This is a genomic window from Oleiphilus sp. HI0067, from assembly GCF_001635735.1.
In genome coordinates, this window is record NZ_LWFI01001017.1 from 1 (window position 1) to 1,765 (window position 1,765).

Consider the following 1,765-nt stretch of genomic DNA (forward strand, 5'->3'; position numbering starts at 1 on the left):
CCATTGCCAATAATGCTGTCTTTCGATCACCCTATAGTCGCGAAGGTATGAAAGCCCATTTATCTTGTGATAAATGGGTTGCTTTGGCAGGTCTTCGGACTTATGGGCGTGTGTTAAATCTAACGATTATCCTACAGCGACGACTTCCCAGAATTTTACGTTCCAGTGCCTAATGCGTGTAGCTATCTTGCTTCGCATTATGTCGCTTTCGTTCCCAATTACCGCTGCGCGTCAGTTCTGGATTTTCACCAGATTCTCTCTTAGCACAACTAATTCAGAGACATTCTTACGTGTCTATTTAGTAGATGTGAACCAATGCAAAACACAATATATAGGCATTTTTAATAACAAACAACAATATATTGTTTAAAACAATGCCGGCTACGAATCTTAGGTATAAAAAAACCGCAAATCTCATGAGAGCATTTGCGGCTCGATTTAGTCTCTACCTATTATCCGCCAATAAATTCTGGCCCTATACCCAACGACCAAATAATTACCGTTGCGACACGCGTTGAGACAAGATAAACGAGCGCGACTGCGAGAATCGCCCCTTCGAAGAAAAACGCTCTANCTTCTGAAATACGCATCACGATCGGAAGACCCTTGTGTAGAAGAACCCCTGCGCATGCGGCAGCAAATACAAATACTAAGGCGTTGACCCAAAAGACAGGATATAACAGCGAAAAACCACCTAAAAACAGAGGCGTGCATGCGTATGCCATGAGTGCAATTCCGTTTGCAGCTTGCTCGTCATGCTCAGCTCCGTAGGTCTGAGCCATCCAGTCGATCATGTAGCCAATAAAAAATACTCCCAGCAGCATCGTTAGATATGTTAACCCGCACAAGAGGAATGCGCTGTCTGCGGTCAACTTCGTGACGGCCCCATCACCGATTGTCCAACCAACTACAGTGGTAGAATAATAAGCACACAGAGGCCCGATGGCGGCCAATATGCAGGTGTACGCGACAAAGATCCTTGTCGGCATGGAATGCTCTTTTTTGATTTCTTGCCACTCTCTAGTAGGGTGAGTGGCCAATCCAAACATATGTGAAAGCAACATAGTTAGCTCCTCCGCTGGGCTCCGTTCTTACAGTACATAAAGATAGTCGCAATCAGATTCACTTGTTTAGATCACTTTTACTTAAAGAAATGCTGTTTAGACGCTAAAGGAATACAAGCACTTAGTTAACTATGCTAATTCCCTCTTGCATAAGCGATTTCATGCATCACTTGCCGCAAGACCTCTACGCCACTTAAAATCTAGGCAATTTCAACGAACCGGCTGTTTTTAACTATAGTGTTTTGCATTCAACAAAAGGAAAACGACACTCACATGAGTCAGGAACAACCAAACAATCCTCTTCATGGCATCACGCTGGCTACGATTGTAGAAAAACTTTATGAGCATTATGGTTGGGATGGATTAGCGAGCCGCGTCAGTATCAATTGCTTCAAGAAAGATCCATCGATTAAATCATCGCTAAAATTCTTGCGTCGCACGCCATGGGCTCGTACTAAAGTAGAACAGCTTTATTTGTCTACTTTTAACACCCCATCCCCTTCGCCTTGGGAAAATTGGAAAAAACATGACTAAACAAAGCCTCGAACAACTTAGCGCGATGGAACCTGAAGATCGCTACGATTACACCATCGAACAAATATTAGAGCATAAACAGCTTTGGGTATTAATTAATGCTCAGCAAGACTTTATTACGATCAACTATGAAGAAGACGCGTTTAGCTACCTTCCAATGTGGCCGA

General features: G+C 43.3%; 2 protein-coding genes and 1 riboswitch. Of the genes, one reads left to right on the plus strand and one right to left on the minus strand.

The genetic code is table 11. The annotated features are described in order from the left end of the window. Positions 1–67 precede the first annotated feature (67 nt). Positions 68–289: riboswitch (cobalamin riboswitch) on the minus strand. A gap of 163 nt (positions 290–452) precedes the next feature. Next, positions 453–1,064 carry a Yip1 family protein gene (locus A3739_RS13630; RefSeq protein ID WP_068501734.1) on the minus strand — a complete coding sequence of 204 codons (612 nt, stop codon included), beginning with the start codon at positions 1,062–1,064 and terminating at the stop codon, positions 453–455. 273 nt (positions 1,065–1,337) lie between these two features. On the opposite strand from A3739_RS13630, the gene A3739_RS13635 reads away from it, so the two are divergent. Beyond that, entirely contained in the window at positions 1,338–1,598 is a 261-nt protein-coding gene (locus tag A3739_RS13635; protein WP_068476123.1) for a VF530 family DNA-binding protein, read from the plus strand. Positions 1,599–1,765: the final 167 nt, after the last annotated feature.